Source organism: Methylophilus sp. DMC18 (assembly GCF_056314005.1).
This window is the reverse complement of record NZ_JBQUZE010000001.1, coordinates 169,099-190,576: the sequence shown is the minus strand read 5'-3', so window position 1 is coordinate 190,576 and position 21,478 is coordinate 169,099. Positions and strand designations below refer to the sequence as shown.

19 protein-coding genes are annotated in these 21,478 nt (G+C 48.9%); 2 read left to right on the top strand and 17 right to left on the bottom strand.

Annotation, left to right across the window (positions count from 1 at the left end; translation table 11 throughout):
* Positions 1-56: 56 nt before the first annotated feature.
* A complete protein-coding gene (locus ACT53G_RS00965) occupies positions 57-371 on the bottom strand; it encodes an ArsR/SmtB family transcription factor (RefSeq protein WP_379077326.1) in 315 nt (104 codons plus the stop codon).
* Positions 372-475: 104 nt separating this feature from the next.
* Here ACT53G_RS00965 and ACT53G_RS00960 point away from each other — a divergent pair, with 104 nt between their 5' ends.
* A complete protein-coding gene (locus ACT53G_RS00960) occupies positions 476-1,591 on the top strand; it encodes an NADH:flavin oxidoreductase/NADH oxidase (RefSeq protein WP_194747245.1) in 1,116 nt (371 codons plus the stop codon).
* Positions 1,592-1,658: 67 nt separating this feature from the next.
* Here ACT53G_RS00960 and ACT53G_RS00955 read toward each other — a convergent pair whose 3' ends face one another.
* From ACT53G_RS00955 to ACT53G_RS00880, 16 genes are all read right to left on the bottom strand, one after another.
* Positions 1,659-2,162, bottom strand: coding sequence for a chemotaxis protein CheW (locus tag ACT53G_RS00955; RefSeq protein WP_194747246.1), 504 nt, complete (start codon positions 2,160-2,162; stop codon positions 1,659-1,661).
* A 111-nt stretch (positions 2,163-2,273) separates the two neighbouring features.
* Complete coding sequence (locus ACT53G_RS00950) at positions 2,274-3,383, bottom strand: porin (protein ID WP_476168447.1); 1,110 nt, start codon at positions 3,381-3,383, stop codon at positions 2,274-2,276.
* A gap of 16 nt (positions 3,384-3,399) precedes the next feature.
* Complete coding sequence (locus tag ACT53G_RS00945; protein WP_476168446.1) at positions 3,400-4,080, bottom strand: DUF2490 domain-containing protein; 681 nt, start codon at positions 4,078-4,080, stop codon at positions 3,400-3,402.
* 51 nt (positions 4,081-4,131) lie between these two features.
* Complete coding sequence (locus ACT53G_RS00940) at positions 4,132-5,424, bottom strand: GGDEF domain-containing response regulator (protein WP_379077314.1); 1,293 nt, start codon at positions 5,422-5,424, stop codon at positions 4,132-4,134.
* Position 5,425: 1 nt separating this feature from the next.
* Positions 5,426-6,499, bottom strand: a complete 1,074-nt coding sequence (locus ACT53G_RS00935) for a protein-glutamate methylesterase/protein-glutamine glutaminase (protein WP_194747249.1) — start codon at positions 6,497-6,499, stop codon at positions 5,426-5,428.
* Positions 6,500-6,513: 14 nt separating this feature from the next.
* Positions 6,514-7,053, bottom strand: a complete 540-nt coding sequence (locus tag ACT53G_RS00930; RefSeq protein ID WP_313983623.1) for a chemotaxis protein CheD — start codon at positions 7,051-7,053, stop codon at positions 6,514-6,516.
* 5 nt (positions 7,054-7,058) lie between these two features.
* On the bottom strand, positions 7,059-7,874 hold the full coding sequence (locus ACT53G_RS00925) for a CheR family methyltransferase (RefSeq protein WP_194747251.1): 816 nt from the start codon (positions 7,872-7,874) through the stop codon (positions 7,059-7,061).
* An 18-nt stretch (positions 7,875-7,892) separates the two neighbouring features.
* The gene (locus tag ACT53G_RS00920; protein ID WP_476168445.1) at positions 7,893-8,438 is read right to left on the bottom strand and encodes a chemotaxis protein CheW; all 546 of its coding nucleotides are present in this window, start codon (positions 8,436-8,438) and stop codon (positions 7,893-7,895) included.
* A 69-nt stretch (positions 8,439-8,507) separates the two neighbouring features.
* Positions 8,508-10,865, bottom strand: coding sequence for a methyl-accepting chemotaxis protein (locus ACT53G_RS00915; RefSeq protein ID WP_476168444.1), 2,358 nt, complete (start codon positions 10,863-10,865; stop codon positions 8,508-8,510).
* A gap of 166 nt (positions 10,866-11,031) precedes the next feature.
* On the bottom strand, positions 11,032-12,807 hold the full coding sequence (locus ACT53G_RS00910; RefSeq protein ID WP_476168443.1) for a methyl-accepting chemotaxis protein: 1,776 nt from the start codon (positions 12,805-12,807) through the stop codon (positions 11,032-11,034).
* An 81-nt stretch (positions 12,808-12,888) separates the two neighbouring features.
* Entirely contained in the window at positions 12,889-13,416 is a 528-nt protein-coding gene (locus tag ACT53G_RS00905; RefSeq protein ID WP_379077299.1) for a chemotaxis protein CheW, read from the bottom strand.
* A gap of 78 nt (positions 13,417-13,494) precedes the next feature.
* A complete protein-coding gene (locus tag ACT53G_RS00900; protein WP_313983611.1) occupies positions 13,495-15,120 on the bottom strand; it encodes a methyl-accepting chemotaxis protein in 1,626 nt (541 codons plus the stop codon).
* A gap of 60 nt (positions 15,121-15,180) precedes the next feature.
* Positions 15,181-17,373: a chemotaxis protein CheA gene (locus ACT53G_RS00895; protein ID WP_476168442.1), complete on the bottom strand. Its 2,193-nt coding sequence runs from the start codon at positions 17,371-17,373 to the stop codon at positions 15,181-15,183.
* Positions 17,374-17,398: 25 nt separating this feature from the next.
* Positions 17,399-17,722, bottom strand: a complete 324-nt coding sequence (locus ACT53G_RS00890) for an STAS domain-containing protein (RefSeq protein ID WP_476168441.1) — start codon at positions 17,720-17,722, stop codon at positions 17,399-17,401.
* Between the two features lie 49 nt (positions 17,723-17,771).
* A complete protein-coding gene (locus ACT53G_RS00885) occupies positions 17,772-18,140 on the bottom strand; it encodes a response regulator (protein ID WP_194747259.1) in 369 nt (122 codons plus the stop codon).
* A gap of 26 nt (positions 18,141-18,166) precedes the next feature.
* Positions 18,167-19,183 (bottom strand): methyl-accepting chemotaxis protein, encoded by a 1,017-nt coding sequence (locus tag ACT53G_RS00880; RefSeq protein WP_476168440.1) that lies wholly within the window; start codon positions 19,181-19,183, stop codon positions 18,167-18,169.
* A 218-nt stretch (positions 19,184-19,401) separates the two neighbouring features.
* On the opposite strand from ACT53G_RS00880, the gene ACT53G_RS00875 reads away from it, so the two are divergent.
* Positions 19,402-21,465: a putative bifunctional diguanylate cyclase/phosphodiesterase gene (locus ACT53G_RS00875; RefSeq protein WP_476168439.1), complete on the top strand. Its 2,064-nt coding sequence runs from the start codon at positions 19,402-19,404 to the stop codon at positions 21,463-21,465.
* Positions 21,466-21,478 lie beyond the last annotated feature (13 nt).

Below are 21,478 nucleotides of genomic sequence, written 5' to 3'. Positions count from 1 at the left end.
GTAACGATGACGGAGACTGCATAGAAGCAGTCAGATCCTGCGCTTTTCTCAATGCGTCAGGGCGACTGGCGGAGCGCACTTAACACAGACTGCAATACGCCAGGAAACTTCTGTTCGATCTCTGCCAGCCGCAAGGCATTCATATGCTCGGTGCCTTCGATGATGGTTTCGACCACGCCGGCTGCGCGTAGGATTTTAAAGTGATGCGACAGGCTGGACTTGGGCCGGTTAAGATCAAACTCTCCGCAAGTCATCTTTCGGCCCGCGGCTGCCAGACGCCCGACAATTTCTAGCCGGGTTGGGTCAGACAAGGCATACATGAGGTCGGTAAGTTCGACCTGTTCTATGCTGGGATGTTTAATTTGTCGCATGGTCTGAATTTATCATACCTCTTGATATTATTCTATTGTTCGATTATATTCGAACAATAGAATTTAAACCCATTCTGCAACACACATTTGTTAAAGGACGTTTTATGGCTGATTTGTTTTCTCGTTTCCAGTTAAAAGCAGTGACCTTAAGAAACCGTATTGCGGTGCCGCCCATGTGCCAGTACATGGCCGAAGATGGTGTCGCCAATGACTGGCACCAGGCGCATTACGCGACACTGGCCCGCGGTGGCAGTGGCCTGGTGATTGTGGAGGCGACCGGCGTAGCACCTGAAGGCCGCATTACACCTGGGTGTCTGGGCATCTGGAATGATGCGCAAGCAGAGCAATTGCGCAAGATTGCGGCGGCCATCAAAGCTGCAGGCGCAGTCCCCGGCATCCAGATAGCGCATGCCGGCCGCAAAGCCAGTGCCAACAAACCCTGGGAGGGCGATGACCATATGGCCGAAAGTGATCCGCGTGCCTGGCAACCGATTGCACCTTCTGCCCTGGCCTTTGGTGGTGGCTTGCCGCGTGTCCCCCAAGCCATGACGCTAGCGGATATTGCCCGCGTACAAAATGACTTTGTGGCTGCGGCCAAACGTGCATTGGCCGCTGGTTTTGAATGGCTGGAAATCCACTTTGCACATGGTTATCTGGGGCAAAGCTTTACCTCGGCGCACTCTAACCAGCGGACCGACCAATATGGCGGTAGTTTTGAAAACCGCTCACGGTTTACCATTGAGACCCTGGAAGCCATTCGCGCCGTCTGGCCGGAGCATCTGCCACTGACAGCCCGCTTTGGCGTGATTGAGTATGATGGCAAAGATGAAGAAACCTTGAATGAGTCTATCCAGCTGGTGAAAGCCTGGCGTGATCGTGGCCTGGATATGCTCAGTGTGAGTGTCGGCTTTACCATCCCTGAAACCAATATTCCCTGGGGACCCGCTTTTCTGGCGCCGATTGCACAGCGCGTGCGTCAAGAAGCCGGGATTCCGGTGTCTTCCGCCTGGGGCTTTGGTGCCCCCACCCTGGCGGATGGCGCCATCCGCAACGAGCAACTGGATCTGGCCATGATCGGCCGCGCGCACCTTGAAAATCCGCATTGGCCTTATTTTGCGGCCAAGGCGCTGGGTCAAGATCAGGCCGCCTGGGTGTTGCCAGCCCCGTATGCCCATTGGCTGGCGAGATATCACAACCCTAGCGAGACGGTTAAAAAGTAAGCCTGAGTAGCCACCAATAAATAAACCTGCTTGCGCAGGTTTATTTTTTTGTTTGGCAGCGGCGCATTTATTCGGCGGGCTTATCCATCAACTCCATTTCATCACTGGCCATCAACCGCTCGATGTCCACCAGAATAATCATTTCACTCTCAACTGTTGCCAGACCAATCACATAGTTGGTGTTAATCCGTGTCACCAGTGTCGGCATTTCACGCAGATTCTCTTCGTACAACTCCCGCACATCCGATACACCATCGACAACGATGCCGACGACGCGACCACTGAGGTTCAGAATAATGACGACCGTGAATTCGTTATAGACCACCTCGCCCAAATCAAACTTAATACGCAAATCCACGATAGGCACAATTTTGCCGCGCAGGTTGACCACGCCTTTGATAAAGGCAGGCATATTGGCAATATGGGTCACCGGATCATAGCCGCGGATCTCCTGTACTTTGAGGATATCAATCCCGTATTGCTCGTTGCCGAGAATAAAAGTCAGGTATTCGCCCGCTGTCTGTTTTGCGCTTGCACTGTCTGCACTGTTATTTTGTGTCGCTGCATTCATAACTGCTTCCTTAGATGAACTCATACACACTGACATTTTTGGGGTAGAGCCATGCAAGCAAACCCTTGTCTGCATCGCATCGCACTTGCCTGGCCCTCAGTATGGGCTTGATTAAAACTGAATAGCAATCGCCGTCGCTGCAATCAAACTCTGATCAGTCTGACGACGGCCCGACTCATTAAAAATATCATCCCTGCTTTGCAACTGACGCAGCTCGGCACGCACAGTGACACGCGGGCACACTTTATAATCGGCATTCACCGAGTAACCCATGGTTTTAAAACCGTTGGGAGTGCCGGTGTTGATAATCACCCCCTGTTTGTCCTGATAGTATTCCACGCGCCCGGTAACACTGAACTGGCTGGAATACTGATACTTGGCCAGTACAGCAGGCGCCAGCCACACATTGTAGCCGTCGCCCTCTCCTGGCGGTTTTTCTTCGGCGCCAATATCAAACGCGGTAATCAGGCTCCACTGCTCATCCAGCTTGAAGATGCCATAAAAGTCATGAAAATAACGCATCTGCCGCGCACGGTCAGATTTGTCATTGCCGATAAACGAGCTGCTATTGAGCGTCACCCGATCATTCGGTTTATAGGTGAGCTGATGGCCGATGGACGGTGTTGTGTTGCCTTGCGGTGCACGGATGCGCTGCCAACCACTCAACACCAGGCCACTCGCCATCCATTTGCCATCGGCTGAGGTATAACTGAGTTTGGCCCCTGTTTCAAAATAAGGCGAACTCTCTGCCATCAAGCTCCGCGTCAGCGTCCAGTTCTCGGTGCCGATCGCACTTTCAAAACCCAGATGCGAGGGCATCACCCCGGCATCCAGCCAGAGATCGTGTTTGTCAGAAAGCTTGACACCCGCATTGGCTTCAAAGATATGTTGCAAGTCTTTGGGCTCGGCAGCGTAATTGGCGCGCATATAACTGCCCGAAGCCAGCGCCAGATTGCCGCGCACACGTTGCGTATTCAAACTGGCCTTGACCATGGCCAGATTGATGCTCAAATCATTGGCCCGGTTATGGCTATAGATAAAGTCGGGCCGTTTATGGTTGGGCGGATCATTAAAATCACGCACATAGTAGGTCTCGAGGTAGCCACTCAAGCTCAAGGGTGAGGACACCGCTACCGGCGTCTCCTCCGCCTTGACAGACAGTGGCAAACTACTGGTCAACACCAACAGAGTCGAAACAATCTTACTTAAGTTCATATGCATTTAACGACAGATTCCGCTAAAAATTAAAACGGATCGCCGTCATGAGGACATGATTCTCACGGTCTACGGTTTTGGTATTTATAAACTGGTTCAGATAGCCGATATCTGCATTGCTAAAGTCACTGAATTTCCAGTTCACGCCCAGAAACAGGCGGTTCTGGTCAAACCCTTTTCGTGGACCCCAGTGCGTATCGTTAAAGTTGATAAACAACTCGTCATACACCACCCAGGATAATTGCGGATTCAAGCTCGAAGGCAGACTGGCGCGCACCATTTGCCGCCAGCGATAGGCATGCTGGCTAAAGTCCTCGCGCTCACGGTTTTCCAGCCTGGAACGGCTGCTCAAGCTCACGCCGCCAATCGGGTCAAACTGGTAAGAAAACTGCTGCCACAAGCGGTTTTCCTGATAGGCCGAGGCGCCTGCCGGATGATTGATAATCGTGTCATAACCCAACCAGACACTGGCCTTGGGCGTCACCTTGTAAAAAATGGACGGGCGCAGAATCAGCGTATCAAAATGCTTGCCCTCATCACGCCAGCGCGGATGCGTGTCCATGCTCCAGTATAAATTCTCTACCGGCAATTTACCTTGCGCATAAATATTGAGCCAATAACGGCCGTCTTCTTCAACTTCTGCCCGAGCAAAACTTGAAAAAATGAGAGAAATCAAAACGATGACACAACTAAATACACGCACGGTAACGCCCCATCAAAAGTTATAAATTAAGCGATGATCAGATCTCACTCATCAGGCCATCAGCGACAACATATTCAAGGACTGATCAAGTACCACCTGATTTCGACCTGAAAGTTTAGCTTTGCTTAACGCATCATCCGCACGCGCAAAGAGATGTTCAAAATCGTCTCCATACTCATACGAGGCAACACCAGCACTGATCGTGACATTCAAACCAGATAAATGTTGATTCGCAAAGTAGTCGCAAAAGCCTTGTGCATACTGACTGGCCGCTAACGTTGTTGTATTTTTCAAAATCACTAAAAACTCTTCCCCACCAATACGAAAGCACAGTTCATTCGCAAAGAAATTTGCAAATAAAGCACCGGCCGCAGCTAATACCTCATCGCCAATCTTATGGCCATAGGTATCGTTGATCTGTTTAAAAAAATCAACATCTGCCACGATTAGTGCCAATGGTTTGGAAGACATATAGGCTTCAGAAATGACTTGCTGCTGTACATCACGCAAATAATGTCTGTTATATAACTTGGTCAATGCATCATGCGTTGCCAGTGATTGCATGGTTTGATATTGCATCTCATATGTGAGCAATAGTTGATAGCTCTCCAGCAAATGCTTGACCCTGATTTCAAACTCTTCCAGAGATGAGTCTTTTGAGTAAAAGTCATTTGCACCATTGAGGAGCAATTGTGTTCGCCGTGCAGGACTATTTAAGCCTGAAATAGCCAATATCGGAATACGTGACTTAGCCGCGTCATGAGAATTTCTTATTGCGCTAATCACGGAGAATCCATCGCCTATCCCGGCTAAGCTAAAGTCTGTAATCACCAAATCGTAAGTGTTGTCGCTGATGCGCTGAATCGCGCCTTCAGCATCGACACAAAATTCGCAATCAAGCCCGATGCTTGCTAATCGCTCGCCATAGACTTGAGAAAGAGACGGACTATCTTCAATGAGCAACACCCGACCTTGGAGTTTATTGCGCTTAGCCTGTGCAAAGTTCTGAATGAATGTATCTAAAGAGGAGATATTTAATTTACTAAAGCAGGCTGTAATTCCCACCTCAATAGATTCATGCGCAATTTGGTGAATGGCATTTGATGCGACCAACAAACTCACGCAGCTGCTACGTGTTTTGGGAGGCAATGCTTTAAAAAATTCAATCCCATTCATGGATTTATGATGGTAAGAAAACAAAAGCAAATCAACATGCTGCCCGTCTAATAACTCGATTGCCTGTAAGGGACTTGCAGCTTCTTCAACCTCAATCTCGTATTTCTTCAACAAAGATGACAATATTTTTCTTGTTGACTTGGAAGAATCCACAATCAGCGCTTTCACCTTATCTCCCACTACCATACATCACAATCTCTTGTGGAATTTTTGCCAGAGAAACCTCCCGTTCAACGGCTCCCAGCTTGTTTGCTTCTTTAGGCATTCCGTATACAACGCAACTTCTTTCATCTTGACCAAGCGTTTTTGCGCCCACCTCTCGCATTTCTTTGAGACCTTGGGCGCCATCATCCCCCATGCCCGTCATAATGATGCCCAGAGCATTCTTACCCGCCTGCTGGGCAACCGAACGGAAGAGCACATTGACCGAAGGGCGATGGCGACTGACGAGCGGACCATCAATCACGTCAACATGGTATTGAGCACCACTGCGTTTAAGCAGCATGTGCTTACCACCAGGCGCAATCAAAGCGCGACCGGCAATCACGCGATCGCCATGGGCGGCTTCCTTGACCTCAATCTCGCACAGTTCATTCAGTCTTTTGGCAAATGCTGCAGTAAAGTTTTCGGGCATATGCTGCACGATCACCATGCCAGGACAAACACGTGGTAACGAAGTCAACACGGCCTCCAGTGCTTGCGTACCGCCTGTTGAGGTCCCAATTGCCACTATCCCCTCGGTGGTTTGCGCCATGGCACGATTCGTCGCCGCGAGTACCGCATCCGCCGTCAGTTTAGGGGCGACCTTGGCCACAGGCTCAGCATGCGAGATTCTTTTCAGATTGGCTTTTGCCGCGACCTTGATCACATTGATAATGTCATTGGCATCATCTTCTAAAAAATCTTTCAAGCCCGCTTTAGGCTTGGTCACGATGCTCACCGCCCCGGCCGCCAGCGCCTGAATGGTGGTTTCGGCGCCCTTCTCGGTCAGTGTCGAACAGATAATGACCGGCGTGGGGCGCTGCGACATGATTTTCTTGAGAAAGGTGATGCCGTCCATTCTGGGCATCTCCACATCCAGAATCACCACATCCGGCCAATCTTTCATCATTTTATCCATGGCGAAAATGGGATCTGCCGCTGCAGAGATGACCTCAATCTCTGAAGATTTTGAAATTTTCTCAGCAAGGACTTTTCTGACCACTGCTGAATCATCCACAATCATGACCCTGATTTTTTTCATAATTAATATTCTCGTTAAACCTTGCTTTTCACCCAGGCAAACCCACTCCAGATATCAAAAATAATATAGCGTGAGTCCTCGCCACCGTAATGATTGGCATGCACATGAAAACCATACTCTGCCAGAAGCATCAGAACGGCATGCAGGTTACGGTCACCAATATGGTTTTTTTGATTGATCTGCAATTTCGGGAACATATTGCTGCCGCCGAATACTTTCACCTGGCAGTCTTGTGGTCGAATCTTGCACTTGGCCATTTCTTCCATCATCAAGGCAATCGCTTCATCTGCATACTTGCCTGACTTGCCAGCAGCAGTTTCATTTTTTTCTTTATGTGAAACATGGCGTTGCGGCAACAGGATATGGCACATGCCCCCCATCTGTTTTGCCGGATGCCAGATCGTGACTGCCACACAGGAGCCCAGAATAGTACGAATTCTAGTGTCTGCATCGCCCCAATACCACTCGCCAGGCTGCAAAAAAACCTCAAAAACCTCTTCAGGCTTCTTATCCAACAATCCAAAACTCAAGGCAGGCTGGGTACGCATCAACATAACAACTAATTAGCAGTTTTTTTATAGATAGAAGGCGCTTCAGAGACAAATTTCTCAGTGACGCCATTCAAGCTCTCGGAATGACTGATCATGAAGTACCCGTCATTCTTGAGCAAAGGCAACATTTGATCAGTAATCTGTCGCTTAGTCTCGACATCAAAGTAAATCATCACGTTACGCAAAAAAATCACATCAAACTGGCCCAGATCAGGAAAAGGCTTGGTCAGATTGACCTGCAAGAATTTGATGCGTTGGCGGAGCTCTTTCACAATCAGCAGCTCACCATCGTGATCGCCGGTGCCTTTCAGGCAATATTTGGTCAGATAAGGTCTGGGGATCTCGGAGGCACGCTGCATGTTGTAACAACCGCTTTGCGCCTGCTGCAAGACCTTGGTGCTTAAATCTGAGGCGACGATTTCCCAGGGCTCTTTGCCCAGATGTTCATCGAGCAACATGGCAATCGTATAGGGCTCTTCACCTGACGAGCACGCCGCACTCCAGACCCGGAAAGGCTTGCCTTTGCTACGTTTGGGCAGAATCACCTCTTTAAAGAAGTCAAAGTGTTTGGGCTCTCTGAAAAAATGCGTTTCGTTGGTGGTGAGCAAATCAATCGCAATCTGCTTTTCTTTGGCATTGGCGGGATCATTGATCAATTTGTAATACTGCGTAAACGAATTGAGTTGATGAAAATGCAAGCGTTTGCTGAGCCTGCCACTGACCAACGGTTTTTTAACGTCTGACAGGGCAATGCCGGCTTGTGCGTAGATAAAGCTTTTAAACAAGCCAAATTCTTTTACTGTCAATGACTCAATCTGATCCATGTGCTACCCCTTCACTACTTAACTCGCTGCGGACTCACTGGCCAAGGTCGAGCCAGTCGCCAGGCTAGACACTTCATCGACAGAAAGTACCTTGTTAACGTTGAGTAAAATAATGAACTTACCCTCTATCTTGCCCATGCCTGCAATAAAATCTGCGCGGATATTGGCACCAAAACTTGGCGCTGGCTCAATATTGCCCGCCTCGATATCCACCACTTCATTGACGGCATCCACCATCATGCCCACCACTTGCGTTCCCGTCGCATGTGCAACCTCAATGATCACAATACAGGTTTTACGTGTGATCTCCGCCGTCGGCTTGTCGAAACGTGCCGCCATGTCAATCACAGGCACTACGGCCCCGCGCAAGTTAATCACACCTCGTATAAACGCAGGCATTTTGGGCACTTCAGTCAACTGCCCATACTCGATAATTTCCTTCACATTCAGGATATTGATCGCAAACACCTCTCGTCCGAGGACAAACGTCAAATACTGCTGCATGGCATCAGAAAAACCGTTTAACTGATGCTGTTCACCTCTTGCAATTACCAATTCACTCATTTTTCTATCCTCTCGTTGTTGGTTTCAAGCGCATCACAATCACGCGACACTGTACGTCGCCGTGACGACTTAAAACCTCACGAACTGCTCCTCATCAATGCCGCCACCAAAGGTGCCGGTTTTAGGCGTTTGTATCACTGGGCTATTGAAAGATTTGCTCACCGTAGGCTTACTGCCCTGTGATTTTGCTTTTGGCTTGTCTGCCCCCTTGAGCACGTGATGCTCACCACTCACTTTAAAGAAAGCGATCAACTGTTGCAGTTGCTCGGCCTGGCCGCTCATCTCTTCGGCCGTCGCCGCCAGTTCTTCACTGGAGCTGGCGTTTTGCTGGGTTGCCTGGCTTAATTGGTTCATGGCTGCAGTGATTTGCTCTGCACCACTGCTTTGCTCTTCACTCGCGGCAGAAATCTCTTGTACCAGATCACTGGTTTTGTTGATGCTAGGCACGATCTCATCCAGCAAGTCACCGGCACGCTCAGCCAGACCCACGGAGTTTTTCGCCACTTCACCAATCTCTTGCGCCGCCACCTGGCTACGTTCAGCCAGCTTGCGCACTTCGGCTGCCACCACCGCAAAGCCTTTGCCATGCTCACCGGCTCGCGCAGCTTCAATCGCAGCGTTCAAGGCCAACAGGTTAGTCTGGTAAGCAATGTCATCAATAATGCTGATCTTGTCAGCAATGCTCTTCATCGCAATCACGGTATCTTTCACCGCCGCCCCGCCTTCGTTGGCGTCTTTGGCCGCTTTACCGGCAATGCCATCGGTCACTTTGGAGTTCTCGGTATTCTGGTTAATCGAAGCACTCATCTGCTCCACTGAAGCAGAGGTTTCTTCGACAGAAGCGGCTTGTTCATTGGTCGCCTGGCTGATGCTTTGTGCGGTGGCACTCACTTGCTCGGAGGCACTGGCTATGTTGTCTGCAGAACCCCTGACCTCTACAATCACTTGCATCAAGCGCTCTACCGTATTGACCACGGACAGCTTCAACTCTTCAAGCTGGCCTTGGTATTCATTGTCAATGCGTTGGGTCAAATCACCCTGTTCGACCTCTTTCATCAATGCCATGACCTCTACCAGCGGATTGACTATGTTATCCAGCATGTCATTGAGGCCTTGCACCATCTTGCGGTAATCGCCTTTATACAAACTGGAATCTGCACGTATGGTCAAATTGCCTTGTGAAGCCGCCTCAATCAGCAGGTTAATTTCACGCGACATGGCTTTCATATTGCTGCGGACCATCTCTATGGTGTCATTGATAAAGGCTTTCTTGCCTGGCAACTGCTCCATAGGTGCGTCAAAGTTACCTTCACCAAACTCCTTGATCACCGCCATGGCTTTTTTCTTCACCGCAATGTGGCCGCCCACCATGGTGTTCACACCGACCGCCATGCTCTTGAAGTCACCCTGGAATTTGTCTGCATCGATGACCACATCAATATCACCCGCATCATGCTCTTTGGACATATGGTTCATGTCCGCAATAAAGCCCTTGAGGTTGCTACGCATGCTTTCGATGGTGTCATTGATGAACGCCTTTTTACCAGGCAATTGCTCCATAGGCGCATCAAAGTTACCTTCACCAAAGGCCTTGATCACTGCCATGGCCTTTTTCTTCACGGCAATGTGGCCACCAACCATGGTGTTCACGCCGACCGCCATGGTCTTGAAGTCGCCTTGGAATTTGTCTGCATTCATCACCACATCAATATCGCCCGCATCATGCTCTTTGGACATATGGTTCATGTCCGCAATAAAGCCCTTGAGGTTGCTACGCATGCTTTCGATGGTGTCATTGATGAACGCCTTTTTACCAGGCAATTGCTCCATAGGCGCATCAAAGTTACCTTCACCAAAGGCCTTGATCACTGCCATGGCCTTTTTCTTCACGGCAATGTGGCCACCAACCATGGTGTTCACGCCGACCGCCATGGTCTTGAAGTCGCCTTGGAATTTGTCTGCATTCATCACCACATCAATATCGCCGGCATCATGCTCTTTGGACATGTGACTCATGTCCGCAATAAAGCCTTTGAGGTTGCTGCGCATCTTTTCGATGGTATCGTTAATAAAGGCTTTCTTGCCCGGCAATTGCTCCATGGGTGCATCAAAGTTACCCTCGCCAAAGGCTTTGATCACTGCCATGGCTTTTTTCTTCACGGCGATATGGCCACCGACCATGGTGTTCACCCCCACAGCCATGGTCTTGAACTCGCCCTGAAACTTGTCTGCATTCATGACGACATCGATATCGCCTGCGTCATGCTCTTTAGACATATGATTTAGCTCATGCGTAAAAGCATCCAGCGATTGCTGCTTCTGCGCCAACTGCTGTTGCAACTCAGAAATCTGCAGGAATAAGGGGGTTAATTCATCTTGAACGCTTAAATCAATGGCTTGATTCAATTGCCCCTTCGCCAATTGCATTAAATATTGCTGCGCAATTTGAATACGACTTTTATTGACTGCCCTGTAGTTCAAGATAGACATAATGCTTTCCCCCAAAATTGATCACATGTGATTTGACAAACCTCTGGCCGACTGGCCGTGTGACCTATGCTTCCCGGCACAAGCCACACAGATCCCACTCAAGTTAAAACTTCACAAACTGTGACTCATCAATATCGGCCGCTGTCGCTACATGAAGTGCTGACTTGCTACTGGCTGGCGTGGTCACTTTTTTAACGCTCTTTTTCACTGAAGAGGCAAAAGCAGTCTCTTCTGAACCCACTTTAAAGTAGGAGATCAGTTGTTGCAGTTGCTCGGCCTGGCCGCTCATCTCTTCAGCGGTCGCCGCCAGTTCTTCACTGGAGCTGGCATTTTGCTGGGTCACCTGGCTCAGTTGATTCATCGCAGCCGTAATCTGCAAGGCTCCACTGCTTTGCTCTTCACTCGCGGCATAAATCTCTTGTACCAGATCACTGGTTTTGTTAATGCTAGGCACGATCTCATCCAGCAAGTCACCGGCACGCTCAGCCAGACCCACGGAGTTTTTCGCCACTTCACCAATCTCTTGCGCGGCCACCTGGCTACGTTCAGCCAGCTTGCGAACCTCTGCCGCTACCACGGCAAAGCCTTTGCCATGCTCACCTGCTCGCGCGGCTTCAATCGCAGCGTTCAGGGCCAGCAAGTTAGTCTGGTAGGCAATGTCATCAATAATGCTGATCTTGTCAGCAATGCTCTTCATGGCAATCACAGTGTCTTTTACCGCAGCCCCACCTTCGTTGGCGTCTTTAGACGCTTTGCCAGCAATGCCATCGGTCACTTTGGAGTTTTCTGTATTCTGGTTAATAGAAGCGCTCATTTGCTCAACGGAGGCAGAAGTTTCTTCGACAGAAGCCGCTTGTTCGTTGGTCGCCTGGCTAATGCTTTGCGCCGTCGCACTCACCTGCTCGGAGGCACTGGCAATGTTATCGGCAGAGCCACGCACTTCAGAAATAATGCCTGTCAGTCGGTTGACCATACCGTCAATTGCAAACAGGATGCTGCCAGTATCCCCTGCCCGGATATCCGTTTTGACGGTTAAATCCCCTTCAGCGACACGTTTTACAATACCTGCGGCATAGGCGGGCTCACCACCAATTTGAGCCAATAATTGTTCGACCATTTGCTTCATTGAATACAACAAGCTGCTGGTATCGCCAGGTTTGGTTTCAACTTGAACGGTGTAATCCCCTGAAGCGACCGTTTTGACCACAGATGCGGCATAGTCAGGTTCACCACCCAATTGTTTCAGTAAACCCTGAGTGATAAACCAACCCAATGCAGCGGCAATCGCCACCACAATCCCGGCAACCGTCATCGCAATCGTGTTCGCTTGTGACTTGGTTGCTTGCGCCTCTTCAGCTGCTTTTTTTGCTAACTCAACGTTATAGTCAAAATCATCATTTACAGCCCCACTGACTCTTTCGGCAATCGGAGAGATTGTGTTGATAATATCTCTCGCCTGGTCGCGTTTTCCCTCCTGCACAGCGAGGATTAATGGCTTATAAGCAGCTTCATAATCTCTCGCCCCTTGTTTCATGCGCTGGGCAATTTCCTTATCCTTTTCATCAGAAACATAATTTGCCAAATAATGATCTATCACGTCATTGAGCCCCTTGTTGTGCTCTTCAATTTTGGCAAGTGCTTCTTCTTGAATTTTATGATCCACATTCAAAACATAACGGTTCAATTGAATCCGCAAACGCAACACATGCTTTCTGGCCTGATCAAGATCAATCAGACTTGGTACTGAGTTAATGTTTGTATAGTTGGTGGTATCAAAGATCTTGTTCATCTGGATGCTACCCATGACAGCAAGGCCCACCAAACCAACAATGGCCGTAAATATCAACAACAGCATTTTTTTCGCAACAGTCAGTTTCATGTTATGTCCTTCATTTATATGGATTTAAAATCCAGATTTACTTTTAGAGTCTCTCACTACAACATTTATATAATTATTGGCTTAACCGTTGACGGTACTACCTGCTAAGGTGGCAATTTCATCAACCGAAAGGACACTATTGACGTCTAAAATAATCACAAACTTGCCATCAATTTTGCCCATGCCTTCAATAAAGTCTGCCCGGATATTGGCACCGAAGCTTGGCGCAGGCTCGATATTGCCTGCTTCGATATCCACGACCTCATTCACGGCATCTACCATCACACCAACGACCTGCGTTCCTTCTGCATGAGTGACTTCAATAATCACAATGCAGGTTTTACGCGTGATATCTGCGCTGGGCTTGTCAAAACGCGCTGCCATATCAATTACAGGCACCACCGCCCCCCTTAGATTAATCACACCTCTGATAAAACCAGGCATTTTTGGCACTTCAGTGAGCTGCCCATACTCAATAATCTCTTTGATATTGAGAATATTGAGGGCAAAGGTCTCCCGACCAAGGATAAACGTCAGGTACTGCTGAATCCCGTTTTCTAATATTGCTTGCTGCGTTTTTGGTGGCTCTGCAACACTCAGTTCACTCATGACTTTTCCTTTCACAGTTGTCGGCAGTTCTCGCAATCTCGCCTGTAGGCTGCTGCGAATGTCGACAATCAATATTCCTTAGAATTTTACGAACTGTGCTTCATCGACTTGAGTTGCATAGTCGTTAGTTGACTTGGCACCAGTCACATGACCAATCGTTGGTTTAGAGACTTTTTTGATCACCTTTTTAGTGGCTGCCGAGACCAGATGATCATCTACCCCCACCTTGAAGAATCCAATCAGTTGTTGCAGTTGCTCGGCCTGACCGCTCATCTCTTCAGCGGTCGCTGCTAGCTCTTCGCTTGAACTGGCGTTTTGCTGGGTCACCTGGCTAAGTTGATTCATCGCAGCCGTAATCTGCAAGGCTCCACTGCTTTGCTCTTCACTTGCTGCATAAATCTCTTGTACCAGATCACTGGTTTTGTTGATGCTAGGCACGATCTCATCCAGCAAGTCACCGGCACGCTCAGCCAGACCCACGGAATTCTTAGCCACTTCACCAATCTCTTGCGCCGCCACCTGGCTACGTTCCGCCAGTTTGCGCACTTCGGCTGCCACCACGGCAAAGCCTTTACCATGCTCGCCTGCACGTGCCGCCTCAATCGCCGCGTTCAAAGCCAGCAGGTTGGTCTGGTAGGCAATGTCATCAATAATGCTGATCTTGTCAGCGATGCTCTTCATGGCAATCACGGTATCTTTCACCGCCGCCCCGCCTTCGTTGGCGTCTTTAGCCGCTTGACCGGCAATGCCATCGGTCACTTTAGAGTTTTCAGCGTTTTGGTTGATGGAAGCACTCATCTGCTCTACAGAAGCAGAGGTCTCTTCTACTGAAGCGGCTTGCTCATTGGTCGCCTGGCTAATGCTTTGTGCGGTCGCACTCACTTGCTCGGAGGCACTGGCAATGTTGTCAGCAGAGGCCTTGATCTCGTTAATCACCGTGCTGATTTTTTGAGACATGGTTTTCATGGAGGCCATCATCTGGCCGATTTCATCATTGGAGGTCACTTCAACGGTTTGCGTTAAATCACCATTGGCAATGGCATTGGCAGAAATCACTGCATTGTTAAGGGGGCGTGTGATGGACCGAATGATGAAAAATGCCAGTGCCAAGACAGACAGTGAAATCAAGCCACCTATAATTAAGCCCGTTTTAATCGCAGTCGCCTTGATTTCCAACGCATTTTCGGCAGAAGATTTAGCTAGTGCCTGGTTATAAGCCATATGTTCGTCGATTGCATTGTTTAAGTCTTCAGCCACTTTTGCATTTGAAGTCAACACAGCCAAGGCTTCTTTCTGCTTGCCATCTCTTGAAAACTTAATGACCTCACTCACACCCGGTAAATAAGCTTCGTAACCTTTACGAACCCTATCCAATAACTCTTTATCTTTTGCATCAGCCACATATTCATTGCCATACTTGGTTAGTCCGCTTTCTACACCTTGCTTGGCATCATTGATCGCTTGCTCAATCCCGGTCATCGCATTTGCATCGGTATTCAAAACATGCCGATAGACGCGCACACGTAATTGACTAAACCGTTTCATCACTTCGTTTAAGCTATTAATACTCGGAATAGAGTTCACATTTGACATATTGGTGGCATCAAATACTTTGTCGATACTGTTGTAGCTGAGACCGATCAAACTGAATAATCCAAGGATTGCGATGGCAATCATGAGGGAGATCTTGTGAGAAACTTTCATTACAAACCCGCTTTCTTTAATCAATAAATTGTTTGGTTACGCCACTGGGAGAGTGATCACTTAACTGTCCACAAGCGCCTGCTCTTTTATGCTTTCCATATTGGCCAGTTGCATCATGCGCGGCACATCCAATACCAGTGCCACACTGCCTGAGCCGAGAATGGTGAAGCCGCCTATCCCTTTGACGTTCTCAAACACCTTACCCAGGGGTTTAATCACGGTCTGGAATTCACCAATCAACTTATCCACCACTAATCCTATTTTTTGGTTTGCATACTGCATCACAACGATGTTTTGCCGTGCAGGAGGCTCACCTTTACTTTCGAACTCATCCCTGAGTTTGAGGTAAGGCAACACCTCGCCTCGCAGGTTAATAAAGTTTCTTTGATCATTGACAGAGGATTCATAATCCGCTGCAGAAAGCTCAATACATTCCACCACCATATCGAGTGGGACCACGTAAGAAGAGTCGGCCACGCCCACGAGAAAGCCATCAATAATGGCGAGTGTGAGTGGCAGGCGGATGCTCATGGTGCAACCCAAGCCAGGCCGTGACTGGATATCAATGGTGCCGCGCAGGGCCTGAATATTACGTTTGACCACATCCATGCCCACCCCGCGGCCAGACAGGTTGCTGACGGCGTCTGCGGTAGAAAAGCCTGCTTCAAAAATCAGGTTATAAATGTCTTTGTCACTGAGTGACTGCTCAGGACTGACCAAGCCTTTGTCGATGGCTTTGGCCAGAATCTTGTCGCGGTTAAGGCCTGCGCCATCATCACTGACTTCAATCACGATGCTGCCGGAGTCGTGGAAAGCATTGAGTTTGAGCGTGCCATAAGCGGGTTTGCCTTTGGCAACACGCACCTCGGCTGATTCAATGCCGTGGTCCATGGAGTTGCGTACCAGATGTGTGAGTGGATCACTGATTTTCTCCACCACGGTTTTATCCAGCTCGGTTTCTTCGCCACTGATCTCCAGGCGGATATCTTTACCCAGCTCTTTGCTGACATCACGTACCACACGGTTAAAGCGGCTAAAAGTGGCGCCGATTTGCACCATGCGCAAGGCCAGTGCTGAGTCACGTACTTGCTCCACCAGCGTAGAGATATTGGAAGTGGCTTCATTCATGGCGCTATCACCGATCTTATTGGAAATCAGTGTGGCGCCAGCCCCTGCAATGATGAGTTCGCCCACCAGATTGATCAGCTCATCCAGCTTGTTGGCATCAATGCGGATATAGTTGGATTCGGCATTTTTGGTTTCTTTGACCTGACGCTGTTTTTCCAGCGCCGCATTGACCACCGCGGGTTGCACCAGTTGCTCATTGACCAGTGTCTGGCCGATGGGCTGCTTGTCGCCAGTTGCAGGGTTGGCCTGTTTGGCAAGCGCCGCCTCTAGCTCATTGGGCGTCAGTGTGCCGCACTTGAGTAAAATCTCACCCAGTTTCATGTCTTCATTGGAGAGGCGGTCGATCAAGTCGATATAGTGTTGAATCTGCCCATGCGGCGGCAGGATATGAATCTCGCAATCATCACGCACAAAATCAAAAATACCTTCAATCTCGACTTTGCTGGCCTGGCTTTCGTAACTGATTTCAAAACCCAGAAAGCAGCTCTCGGCATCCATCTCTTCGAGTGCAGGCAGGGCTTGTGTGAGGGTGACCATGTGCACAATGCGGCCCATGGTATTCATGTAACGCAAGAAGCTGAACGGATCCATGCCACTGCGGAAGGTATCCGGGCCGAAGCGCAAGGAGAGATGCCAGCAACCGGTTTCTGCGGTGTCCATACTTTCTACCGTGCCAGGCTCGGCGGCGGTGACAGCCGCAACTGGCAACTCAGCCACGGCATTAGCCGTCTGCTTGGCTTCCAGGTAAACATTGAGACGGTGAATCAAACTGTCGTTGACCACCAGGGTGTCGGCATCTGGGGTAGTGCCTTCGGCCACATGATCAATCAGCTTGCTGATAAAGTCGCCCACTTCAAGAAACAGGGCCACGATCTCTTCAGTGACTTCAATTTCACCATTCCGCACTTTATCCAGCACGCTTTCAGCCACATGGGTGAAGCTGATGATAAAGTCCAAGCCAAACAAGCCGGCCGAGCCTTTAATAGTGTGGGCCGCACGGAAAATGGCATTAATCTTTTCTTCGTCTCCGGGATTCTGCTCCAGCGTCAGCAGCGCTTCTTCCATCTGCTGTAGCAAATCACGGCTTTCAATGATGTAAATCTGTAGGGACTCATCTAGTTGCATCTTGTTTCCTCCTTAAATAGTGGTCTCAAGCGGCAACTTCGGTCAGCACCTGGGTGATGCCAAAAAAGCCAGCGGTATCAGAAAGCTCAATCAAATCCATGACCGCATCACTGGGATTTACAAGTTGGAAATCCACGCCATGTGAGAGTGCATGCAAGCGGATTGCCATCAAAATTTGTAGACCAGCCGCATCGACTTCGTCCACCTCAGCCAAATCAAGCTGCAAGGGCAAGGTCTTGCTTAGCTCCGCCTTCACCTGTGCCATGGTTTCTGCCGCGTTGTAAATATTTAGTTCACCACTAAAGGTCAGCGCACAACGCGCTTCATTGGTATCAATCATGACTGGCATACTGGAACTCCCTGAGATAGAAAATCGACGGATGGCTAAGGGTGATGCGCTATGGCAACACCAGCTTGGACACGGCGTTCAACAATTGTGGCGGTTGGAAAGGTTTCACCATCCATGCCTTGGCGCCCCCAGCCTGACCCTGCATTTTTTTCTCTTCGGCGCTCTCGGTGGTGAGCATGATCACTGGTGTGAATTTGTAGGCGGGGATTTGCTTGCTGGCTTTGAGGAACTCAAGGCCGTTCATATTGGGCATGTTCACATCACTAATGATGAGGTGGATTTTTTGCCCGTTTAACTTGGTCAGTGCATCCTTGCCGTCTTCGGCTTCAATCACATCGTAACCGGCGCCTTTGAGAGCGGTGCCAACTACGGATCGCAAAGAAGAAGAGTCATCTACAATAAGTATGGTTTTTGCCATGGCTAATTCCTTATTATCTAAAGCGTTTAAAAGAAAGTGATGTCATCTGCATCGTTGCTGGTGCTGGCCGGTGGCGCGGCACTCGCAGTGAAAGATTTTTTGCTGGCAGCAACAGTTGGTCTGGATCGCTTGTCGTGGATCTGAGTTTGCTCACGCATGGTGTAAGTGGACTTCAATTGTTTTAACCATTCATCAACACTGCCCAGTCCGTTCACATCGTCCACGCGCTGATTCAGTTTTTCGATATCCTGCTGAACGTGGCTTAGCATTTGACTGACGCGGTCCTGAAACTGCAATGAAAACAACACGTGATCAATCTCTTGTGCCACATGCTGGCTTTCTTTAACCATCTGCTGACTCTCTGCGACCACTTCATTCGCGGTATGGCCAAATTTATCCAGCACGGTATTCACAATCTGTTCGGCCTCAACCAGAGTTTGCGCATCTTTCTTTTCAAACTCTTTTGAAACTTGCGATACATTTTTAATCGCTTGCGACACACGATTCACGGTTTCAGAAATATGCGAGCCAGTGCGGCCAGCATCTGAGGAAAGTCGTTTCACGGCATCCGCCACCACGGCAAAGCCTCGGCCGCGCTCACCTACACGCGCCGCTTCAATCGCCGCGTTCACAGCGACCATCCCGGTTTCCTTGGCAATGCGGGTCACGATATCCGCCATATCCAACAGCTCTTTGGTGTAACTGGACAAGGTTGACACGGCCTCTAGCAGCGTCTGCTTTTCTTCGATGCTGTTTTTGAGCAAGGCAATCACCATGGCTAACTGATCCTGGCTTAAATTGAGCAATTCAAGCAATTGCGCATTACTCTGCGATTGTCCATGGCTGGTGACCGCACGTACGCTTTGCGACAATCCTGCAAACTTGGCACTTAACTCATCAATCGAGCTACTGGTCAGTGTTTTTGCAGCATGGATCTGATCTGCCCATAGTGGCAGCACCGATTGGCACAACTGCTGTAATTCCTCATTGTGAAATTCAGGCATATCATTGCTGCTCGCGGTGTGATCGTAATAATTTTGCATTCATGGGATCCTTACAGTAGTGCCAATGAAATTACATTTGTTTAGCTCAATTTTAAGAGACTGACGGATGCGTTAATCCTCTAATAAGCGTGGGTTTATTTATCCTAATCGAATGCTTGAGGCTAACCCTAAAGCCTGCGCTATTTATGGCGTTATAGAGAGACGAGCGGCGCATAACCGCCAACGTGAATTTTTCACGTTAAAACAAGGAATTAGCTATGAAAATGCAGGAACTCAACATCAAACGGACCTTGTTGAAATTCGTCTTCATGATGATTATCAGCATTACCTTGACCGTTGGCTGTCTGATCTGGATGACACATAAAACCTACTTCTCACGCGGCGTGATCATGAATATCTTGATCCCGAATATGGAGGCGCTGAACGAGGTCAGAACAGAAACCCTGATGCTGATTGCCGATGTACGAGAGTCGCTCAGAACGCAGGATTTATATGAACGCAATCACGTCCTGCCAGAAATATTGAACAAACTCCATGTGCTGACTAACAAGGTGGAGCAGTTGAAACAACTCCCTGCAATCAACTCGCAAAATGCCAGTTTGATTGACGAAATAGAGAGCAACTTCCATCTGTTTAAAGACGAACTCAACCAGTTACTCATCCAGCAACCGGCTGATAAGTCAGAAGCCTCAGTGACAACACGATTTACACCTCTGTTTCATGCCGGGAAAGCGACCATAGACAGCGTGGACACCGCACTGGCCGGGAATCTTTCGCAAACCTGGCAAGAGTTCAAGTCACTGGAATATCTTGAATTTACCAATATCGGTATTTATCTGGCCAGCATGCTGCTCCTGCTGGCCGTGTTGTATTTTGCGGGCAAAAAAACCTATGCAAGGATTCTGGCGGTGTTGGGGTCAGAGCCAAATGAGTTTATAGGTGTGATTAATGGTTTACTGGAAGGCAAGCAAACGCCGCCACAACAAGTGCAAGAAAACAGCCTAATGTTCCGTCTGCAGCAGTCCTTGCTGTTTGACAGGGAAACCGGAGTGCTGAATAAACTGGGCTTTTTGCACCATTACCCGCAGCGATTCTCCGCAGACCAACCCGTCGTTGCGACCCTGATCAGGGTACAGTCACTCGAAGAGCTGTCAGAGTTTATTGGACCGGCCAGCACCACTGAACTATTGAACCAGTTTTTGGCACGGCTACAAGAAAGAGTCGTGTCAAACAGCATGATTGCACGCGTCGCCTATTCGAGTTTTCTATGGGTCAGAGAAGAATGCGGGGATGATAAAAAGCTGGTGACCGAAATTGAAACACTGATTGCACGCCTGCAAGCCCCTTATTCGCTTGGCATACGCGCCATCAAGATCAAGACCTTTGCCGGGATCATGAAGCTGCCGCAAGATACTGAGAACTTCAAGCTTTTGATTCCCTACACGACGCTGACAGCAACCAAGGCGGAAAAAACACTACAGCAGTACCTGTTTTTTGCCCCGGGGTTTTTACAAGAGTCTCTTGATTATATTGAAATGGAAGCCGCACTGTCACATGCGCTTGAAAACAAGGAATTTGAAATCTACCTGCAACCGCAAGTGGATATTCGCGACAACCGGATTGCCGGTGCCGAGGCCTTGATCCGCTGGAAACATCCGCTCAAAGGCTTTATCCCGCCAGATAAATTTATTCCTGTGGCTGAACGCAACGGGCAGATTCTGGAAATAGGCGACTGGATTCTGAATCAAGGCATCGCTTATGCCGTCGAAATCAATCAGAACCGACTTGACATGATCCCGATTGCAATCAATTTGTCTTCGCACCAGATTCAGGCGCCGCAGTTTTTTGACAGCTTGCAACAAAAATTAAGCCATTGGCAGTGCGATCCGGCCTGGATCAAACTGGAGATCACAGAGTCTGTGCTGTTGGAGAAGAGTGAAGAGGTACTAAAAACCCTGTTACAGATCGCATCACTGGGCATTACAGTTTCGCTGGATGACTTTGGGACAGGCTACTCCTCACTGAGCTATCTAACCAAATACCCGATCAGCCAGATCAAGATAGATCGTGCCTTTATGAACGACATTCCCTTACATCTGGACAATACCGAGCTGGTGAAGGCCATCGTCAAACTGGCCGAAATTCTGCACTTTGAAGTAGTGGCAGAAGGCATAGAGTCTCTGGAGCAGTTAAACTTTTTGAACACCACTTCGTGCAAGTTCGTGCAAGGCTATTACTTTTATAAACCCATGCCTTACAGTAACTTCAAGACACTGGTGACTGTCCCCAGCAGCCCCACTGAGTTAGTATCGCTCAAGTAAAACTCGCATTTCG

What these genes read in the sequence shown, in the direction of transcription:
- ACT53G_RS00965 (WP_379077326.1), bottom strand. Translation starts at nt 371, where the DNA reads ATGCGACAAATTAAACATCCCAGCATAGAACAGGTCGAACTTACCGAC.
- ACT53G_RS00960 (WP_194747245.1), top strand. Translation starts at nt 476, where the DNA reads ATGGCTGATTTGTTTTCTCGTTTCCAGTTAAAAGCAGTGACCTTAAGA.
- ACT53G_RS00955 (WP_194747246.1), bottom strand. Translation starts at nt 2,162, where the DNA reads ATGAATGCAGCGACACAAAATAACAGTGCAGACAGTGCAAGCGCAAAA.
- ACT53G_RS00950 (WP_476168447.1), bottom strand. Translation starts at nt 3,383, where the DNA reads ATGCATATGAACTTAAGTAAGATTGTTTCGACTCTGTTGGTGTTGACC.
- ACT53G_RS00935 (WP_194747249.1), bottom strand. Translation starts at nt 6,499, where the DNA reads ATGAAAAAAATCAGGGTCATGATTGTGGATGATTCAGCAGTGGTCAGA.
- ACT53G_RS00930 (WP_313983623.1), bottom strand. Translation starts at nt 7,053, where the DNA reads ATGTTGATGCGTACCCAGCCTGCCTTGAGTTTTGGATTGTTGGATAAG.
- ACT53G_RS00925 (WP_194747251.1), bottom strand. Translation starts at nt 7,874, where the DNA reads ATGGATCAGATTGAGTCATTGACAGTAAAAGAATTTGGCTTGTTTAAA.
- ACT53G_RS00920 (WP_476168445.1), bottom strand. Translation starts at nt 8,438, where the DNA reads ATGAGTGAATTGGTAATTGCAAGAGGTGAACAGCATCAGTTAAACGGT.
- ACT53G_RS00915 (WP_476168444.1), bottom strand. Translation starts at nt 10,865, where the DNA reads ATGCAATTGGCGAAGGGGCAATTGAATCAAGCCATTGATTTAAGCGTT.
- ACT53G_RS00910 (WP_476168443.1), bottom strand. Translation starts at nt 12,807, where the DNA reads ATGAAACTGACTGTTGCGAAAAAAATGCTGTTGTTGATATTTACGGCC.
- ACT53G_RS00905 (WP_379077299.1), bottom strand. Translation starts at nt 13,416, where the DNA reads ATGAGTGAACTGAGTGTTGCAGAGCCACCAAAAACGCAGCAAGCAATA.
- ACT53G_RS00900 (WP_313983611.1), bottom strand. Translation starts at nt 15,120, where the DNA reads ATGAAAGTTTCTCACAAGATCTCCCTCATGATTGCCATCGCAATCCTT.
- ACT53G_RS00895 (WP_476168442.1), bottom strand. Translation starts at nt 17,373, where the DNA reads ATGCAACTAGATGAGTCCCTACAGATTTACATCATTGAAAGCCGTGAT.
- ACT53G_RS00890 (WP_476168441.1), bottom strand. Translation starts at nt 17,722, where the DNA reads ATGCCAGTCATGATTGATACCAATGAAGCGCGTTGTGCGCTGACCTTT.
- ACT53G_RS00885 (WP_194747259.1), bottom strand. Translation starts at nt 18,140, where the DNA reads ATGGCAAAAACCATACTTATTGTAGATGACTCTTCTTCTTTGCGATCC.
- ACT53G_RS00880 (WP_476168440.1), bottom strand. Translation starts at nt 19,183, where the DNA reads ATGCAAAATTATTACGATCACACCGCGAGCAGCAATGATATGCCTGAA.
- ACT53G_RS00875 (WP_476168439.1), top strand. Translation starts at nt 19,402, where the DNA reads ATGAAAATGCAGGAACTCAACATCAAACGGACCTTGTTGAAATTCGTC.